This is a genomic window from Vibrio sp. FF145 (assembly GCF_041439075.1).
GTDB classification, from domain to species: domain Bacteria; phylum Pseudomonadota; class Gammaproteobacteria; order Enterobacterales; family Vibrionaceae; genus Vibrio; species Vibrio tasmaniensis_A.
Genome location: NZ_JBGONH010000011.1, coordinates 87,279 through 94,115 on the forward strand (window position 1 = coordinate 87,279; position 6,837 = coordinate 94,115).

The 6,837-nt window shown below is 44.7% G+C and carries 6 protein-coding genes; 4 read left to right on the forward strand and 2 right to left on the reverse strand.

The genetic code is table 11. From position 1 onward, the window contains the following. Positions 1-56 precede the first annotated feature (56 nt). Positions 57-1,289 (reverse strand): peptidase T, encoded by a 1,233-nt coding sequence (gene pepT, locus ACED42_RS06365; protein ID WP_371701878.1) that lies wholly within the window; start codon positions 1,287-1,289, stop codon positions 57-59. Between the two features lie 349 nt (positions 1,290-1,638). Here pepT and ACED42_RS06370 point away from each other — a divergent pair, with 349 nt between their 5' ends. The 3 genes from ACED42_RS06370 to ACED42_RS06380 all read left to right on the forward strand — a co-directional run bounded on the left by ACED42_RS06370 (position 1,639) and on the right by ACED42_RS06380 (position 4,113). Then, positions 1,639-1,785, forward strand: a complete 147-nt coding sequence (locus tag ACED42_RS06370; RefSeq protein WP_009844784.1) for a hypothetical protein — start codon at positions 1,639-1,641, stop codon at positions 1,783-1,785. A gap of 349 nt (positions 1,786-2,134) precedes the next feature. Beyond that, entirely contained in the window at positions 2,135-3,187 is a 1,053-nt protein-coding gene (locus ACED42_RS06375) for an aldo/keto reductase (RefSeq protein WP_371701880.1), read from the forward strand. Between the two features lie 191 nt (positions 3,188-3,378). After that, entirely contained in the window at positions 3,379-4,113 is a 735-nt protein-coding gene (locus ACED42_RS06380; RefSeq protein WP_009844781.1) for an RNA methyltransferase, read from the forward strand. A 97-nt stretch (positions 4,114-4,210) separates the two neighbouring features. Here ACED42_RS06380 and fdxA read toward each other — a convergent pair whose 3' ends face one another. Next, positions 4,211-4,534, reverse strand: a complete 324-nt coding sequence (fdxA, locus tag ACED42_RS06385; protein WP_009844780.1) for a ferredoxin FdxA — start codon at positions 4,532-4,534, stop codon at positions 4,211-4,213. 254 nt (positions 4,535-4,788) lie between these two features. Between fdxA and ACED42_RS06390 the strand changes: the two genes are divergently transcribed. Continuing rightward, positions 4,789-6,420, forward strand: a complete 1,632-nt coding sequence (locus ACED42_RS06390) for an NAD(P)/FAD-dependent oxidoreductase (RefSeq protein ID WP_102250258.1) — start codon at positions 4,789-4,791, stop codon at positions 6,418-6,420. Positions 6,421-6,837 lie beyond the last annotated feature (417 nt).

Sequence of the window (6,837 nt, forward strand, 5' to 3'; positions counted from 1 at the left end):
AAGAGAGTATTAATGAATACTCTCAAAAATACAAAGAGATATCGCGTTTTAGGCGGCTATTTTTGATAGTGAATAGCGGTACGTTGAGAGAGTTTCACGATCACTTCTACCGCTTGTTCCATGCCTTGAATGGTAATGAACTCGTGAATACCGTGGAAGTTGTAGCCACCAGTAAAGATATTCGGACACGGTAGCCCCATGAAAGATAAGCGAGCACCGTCTGTACCACCTCGGATAGGCTTGATCATTGGCTCAACATCGCACTCAATCATCGCTTGCTTCGCTAATTCAATAATATGTTGATGCGGTTCAACCATCTCTTTCATATTGAAGTAGCTATCGGTTAGCACCAGCTCAACACGGCCTTTCTCAAGACGCTCATTCAGCTCATCCACTTTCTGTTGCATGAATGCCTTACGCGCTTCTACACCCTCACGTTCAAAATCACGGATGATGTATCCCAGTTCAGAGCGAGCCACCCCCATTTCAGCCGACTTCAGGTGGTAAAAACCTTCATAACCTTCTGTGCACTCTGGTGTTTCTTGCGCAGGCATCATCAGTTGGAATTGCGCTGCAATGTTCATTGAGTTCACCATTTTACCTTTGGCGGTACCTGGGTGAACGTTCACACCATGACAGATAACATCAGCGCTCGTGGCATTAAAGTTCTCAAATTCCAACTCCCCTACTGGCCCACCATCGATGGTGTACGCCCACTCGGCGCCAAATTTTTCAACGTCAAACAGGTTCGCACCGCGGCCAATCTCTTCATCCGGTGTGAAACCAATGCAGATGTCGCCATGTTTGATGTCTGGATTCGCTTTCAGGTAAGCAATCGCACTGATGATCTCAGCGATGCCCGCTTTGTTATCGGCACCAAGCAGAGTTGTGCCGTCAGTCGTAATAAGGTCGTGACCATGCAGGGCATCAAGGTCTGGGTATTGGCTTGGGTTTAAATATTCGCCACTTGTGCCTAATTCAATCGTTCCACCTTGGTAATCTTTAATCACCTGAGGTTTCACGTTCGCGCCTGATGCATCAGGGGCGGTATCCATATGTGCGACAAAGCCAATGGCAGGCACATCGTAATCGACATTCGACGGCAGTTTAGCCATCAAATAGCCATTTTCGTCTAAAGACACATCAACTAACTCTAATGCAACCAATTCTAACTTTAAGGCTTCAGCAAAAGTAATTTGACCCGGTGAACTTGGGCATTGCTGATTAGAAGGATCGGATTTAGTATCAAAAGTAACGTAATTCAGGAAACGTTCTACAAGCTTTTCCATAATTCATCTCACCATGGATTAAGTAATTGATTTACTGACCTAATTATTAAGATAGATAAGCGATGTATTTTTAGACAAATACGTACGCAGAGTCAGTCGCGAGGCTTTTCATCTTACGCCCCTGACCATGTATGTAATTGCTCTAAATCATTGTTGTGCGAAATTAGATGCGCTTCCTATACTTGAAAACAGAGGGTTTCGTCAGTTCAACATTGCATACGGATGATAAGCGATCGCTTTGTACGCATTCTACGCCCTCCGCTCTCAGCCTAAAAAAAGTACAAAGTGGATGATGATCACAATTTATCCTTGATGCAGAATCTGTCATACGTTACACGGAGACACAGTTATGACGATTAATAAATATTTCATTTTCTCTCCTCAAGCCTCTGAGGAAACGCTTCAACCAGTATTAACTGAGAAAGAAGTTCAAAGGCAGGAAGCTCTAAGACAGGCGCAATCTCAAGGTGGTTTTGACACCAACGCGACCTCGTAACTTAATCAATACTCAGAACTTGTTTATAGAACCCCTAAAAAAAGAGCTCTACTTCTCGTTGATGTAGAGCTCTTTTGTCTCTGAACCTTTCTCCTATCCCAATGCAGCTTCATTCAGGCGCCTGATCTATTAACACCTTGTTATCTATCGCGTCTTTTGTATGTTGCTTCTCAATCATCAAGCAGACTCATTTCTTGCAATGAGAAATGACTCATTAAACTTGCCCAAGCCATACCCTGTGTTGCCATTTTGTGCTAATAATTTATATTCGTTTTCATTCCTCACTCGCCCTTTTTCAATATCCACACTGCGAGCACTAACGAGCCTCACTACAGGAACCCCGAATTTAATGGAATACTCAAAACTAGGAAGTAGTCAAATTCCCGTTTCCCGAATCTGCCTTGGCAGCATGACTTGGGGGCTGCAAAATACGCAACAACAAGCTGACCAACAAATCGAATACTCGCTAAGCCAAGGTATTAACTTTATCGATACCGCAGAGATGTACGCAGTACCACCGTCTCCAGACACCTACGGTAAAACGGAAGCAATCATAGGTAACTGGTTAGCTCGCAATCCGCAGCGCCGCCAAGAAGTCATCATCGCCAGCAAAATTGCAGGTCCGGGATTGCCTTGGGTTCGAGATGGCGGGCCAATCACGGGGGAAGTTGTAATTGCAGCGGTTGACGCTTCACTAGCGCGTTTACAAACGGACTATATCGACCTTTACCAACTGCATTGGCCAAACCGAACGACGCCTCACTTTGGCAAACATTTCCCGAATCATATTCGATTCAGTGATATCGACAGAAAGCAGCATGAAGCGGAGATGCTAGAGATCCTCCAAGCACTGGCGAGCTGCATCAAAGCGGGAAAAATCCGTCATGTTGGTTTGTCTGATGACACCACTTGGGGTATTAACACTTACCTTAAGCTCAGTGAGAAGCATGATTTACCGCGAATGGTCTCTATTCAGAATGAATTTAGCTTGCTGCACGCGAAAGACTGGCCTTATTTGATTGAAAACTGTGTGCATGAAGACGTTGCCTACCTACCATGGTCACCGTTAGCAGCGGGCATGCTGAGTGGCAAATACATTGATGGTGCGAGACCAGAAGGCAGCCGTTGGACGTACATGCAGCGTAAAGGTATTTTCCGCGACACTGAGTCTGCCAATGAAGCCGTAAAAGGATATGTCGAAGTTGCGAACGCTCACGGATTTACACCGAGCCAACTAGCTTTAGCGTGGTGTAATCAAGTTGATGGTGTCACCGCCACTATTATTGGCGCAACCACAATGGAACAACTGAAAGAGAACGTAGCAGCGTTCAGCAAACCGTTGTCAGAAGAGATCCTTACCGATATCAACACAGTGTTTAAGCGCTACCCTGCCCCATATTAATCATACAGGTCAGCTAATCTTGGGTTCAGCTTAATGTTAGATGATTAAATCAGATAAGAGCGCGCTATTTAGTGCGCTTTTCTTTTTTAAGTGGGTTGCTTTTGCTTTTTAGTGGATCGCATTGAGTTATCACGCTTTTGGTTATCCAACCTTTGCTCTATAATGCGCGGGCTTATATCTAGGATAAAAACATGATTTCAAAAAACCAATTAAAACTCCTTCGTGCTTTGGGCCAAAAGAAACAACGTAAAGCCCACGGCCTGTTTCTAGTTCAAGGTGAAAAAAACGTACTTGAGCTGTTCAATAGTGACTTAGTCGTAAAGAACGTCTTTGCTACGGCTGATTTCTTATCTGAAAATCACGCGTCACTGTTTGAGTTTGATTGTGTTGAAGCCTCGCTTGATGACCTAACCAAAGCGAGTACTTTGGTGAGTAACAATGCGGCGATTGCTGTTGTTGAGATCCCAACGTTTGAATTACCAAAAGCTACTGGGTTAATGATTGCACTGGATGGTGTATCTGATCCGGGCAACCTAGGTACGATTATTCGCGTAGCAGACTGGTATGGCATTAAGCATATCGTTGCGAGCAGCGATTGTGCAGACCCATACAACCCAAAAACGATCAGCGCGACCATGGGCAGCTTTGGCCGAGTACACGTAAGCCAAACAGACTTACCTGAATACTTAGAGCAAGCGAACCTGCCTGTTTACGGAGCGTTCTTAGAAGGTGAAAGTGTTCATAAGACGGAATTTACTGCCAACGGTATTTTACTGATGGGCAGTGAGTCTCACGGTATTCGTGAACACGCCGCTAAATTCGTGACAGACAAGATTACGATTCCAGCATTCGGTGGCGCAGAGTCTCTGAATGTAGCAATGGCGACAGGTATTATTCTCGACAACATGCGTCGTCAGCATAGCTAAATTTCATAAGCTAACGAGCCAGTCGACACTGCTCAGATATTAAAAAAGGCGTATTGATTAAATCAGTACGCCTTTTTATTTGAGTTCTTTTCAACAATTACTTTTCTAGCATTGCCAACTTATCAGCGACACCATTCCACTTTTCAGCTTCATCCATCGGTGCTTTGACTTCAGTTTGTACCGGCCAGATTTCGGCAAGCTCGGCATTCACTTCAATAAAAATCTTTTGATCTTCTGGCAGATCATCTTCTTGGAAGATCGCTTGAGCATCGCATTCAGGTACACATAAACCACAATCAATGCATTCGATTGGGTTGATTACCATGAAATTCGGGCCTTCATGGAACGCATCTGCGGGGCATACCGCCACACAGTCCGTGTATTTACATTGAATACAGTTATCGCCTACGACAAATGCCATGATGCTCTGCTCTATAAGTTAGTCAAAATTGAAGAATGGAGGATAATACTCATCCCAAGGCAAAATTCAACATCATACGGCTCTAATATCGTGTCTATTTGCTCCATGTTTCCAAATTAGTATGACAGATAAATCAATTTCTCGTAAAATGCGCGCCATTGTGAGCTTATCGCTTCTTTCAACATCAGCGTTTTCATCAAACTCTGCGTTTAGAAGCGGTCTAGCTAAGACACCTATAAAGACGAGACATCGAAATGATACGTTTAACCGAAATTAAACTCCCTCTAGACCACGAAGAATCAGCCATTCAAGACGCTATTGAAGCAAAGCTTGGCATTAATTCTGATCAGGTACTTTCTTTTAATATCTTTAAACGTGGCTACGATGCTCGTAAGAAATCAAAAATCTTACTTATCTACACGCTTGATGTTCTCGTTGAAAACGAAGCTGAGTTGTTAGAGCAATTCATTAGCGACCCGCACGTAAAAGTGACTCCTGACATGGAGTACAAATTCGTGGCTAAAGCGGTTGAGAACCAAACTGAGCGCCCTGTCGTTATCGGTTTTGGCCCTTGTGGTTTGTTCGCTGGCCTAGTGCTTGCTCAAATGGGCTTCAATCCAATCATCGTTGAGCGTGGCAAAGAAGTTCGTGAACGTACGAAAGATACCTTTGGTTTCTGGCGTAAGCGCACTCTGAACACTGAATCAAACGTACAGTTTGGTGAAGGTGGCGCAGGTACATTCTCTGACGGTAAGCTATACAGCCAAGTTAAAGATCCAAAGCACTACGGCCGTAAGGTAATCGAAGAATTCGTAGCTGCTGGTGCACCTGAAGAAATCCTATACGTAAGTAAGCCGCACATCGGTACCTTTAAACTGGTTACCATGATCGAGAAGATGCGTGCTTCTATCATTGAGCTAGGTGGCGAAATCCGATTCAGCACTCGCGTTGATGACGTTCACATGGAAGACGGTCAAATCACTGGCTTGACGCTTTCTAACGGTGAAAAGATCAAATCTCGCCACGTTGTACTGGCTGTTGGCCATAGTGCTCGTGATACGTTTGAAATGCTGCACGAACGTGGCGTTTACATGGAAGCTAAGCCTTTTTCTGTTGGTTTCCGTATCGAACACAAACAGGCGATGATCGATGAAGCTCGCTTCGGTAAAAACGCAGGTAATCCTATCTTAGGTGCAGCGGACTACAAATTAGTACACCACTGTAAGAATGGCCGCACTGTATACAGCTTCTGTATGTGTCCGGGTGGTACTGTGGTTGCCGCGACTTCTGAAGAAGGCCGCGTAGTCACCAACGGCATGAGCCAATACTCTCGTGCAGAACGTAACGCAAACAGTGCTATCGTTGTGGGGATCGACCCAGAGCGAGATTACCCAGGTGATGCACTAGCAGGTATCCGTTTACAACGTGAATTAGAAAGTGCCGCTTATGTTCTAGGTGGCGAGAACTACGACGCCCCTGCACAGAAAATCGGTGACTTCCTAAAAGGTCGCGATCCAAGTGAAATCGGTGAAGTAAAACCATCATTCACACCGGGTATACACCTAACTGATATTTCAAAGGCGCTACCTGATTTTGCTATCGAAGCAATTCGTGAAGCAATCCCAGCGTTCGAGAAGAAGATCAAAGGCTTCTCTACGCCAGACGGTCTATTAACAGGTGTTGAGACGCGTACGTCCTCTCCTGTCTGCATCAAACGTGGCAAAGACTACCAAAGCATCAACCTTAAGGGCTTCTTCCCTGCTGGTGAAGGCGCAGGCTACGCGGGTGGTATCCTATCTGCTGGTATCGATGGTATTAAAGCGGCGGAAGCGCTGGCACTGTCTATGGTAGAACAGAACCAAGCTGAGAAGATTGAGATCGCTTAGGCTCTTTAGATAAACCAAAGCTAAATAATGGTCAGCCAAAACTAAAAATCCAGTGCCTTGTAAACACTGGATTTTTTTATTGCATACGGATTATCTAGATTTAATCGGTATCGACGGGCTTTACTTACAAGTGTCTTTTGACCAGTTAACACCATCATTTGAACACTCAAACAGACTTGTTCCATTCTGGTAGTAATAACCTCTAGTCCAGTTCCCTTGGGAATATTTAGACGTTATCGTCTGAGTATAATGCTGCGGTTGGTGAAGTAAGTAACAAACACCATCACCACACCAATCACCGCCGCCCATTCTTGGATGCTGAATGCCCCAGTAAGAGCCAGTAAGCCACTAGTGAGATATGAGTAAGCGTGTCATGAACCCCGCATTCTAATCTTTCAGCGCGAAGAATAAGATCAA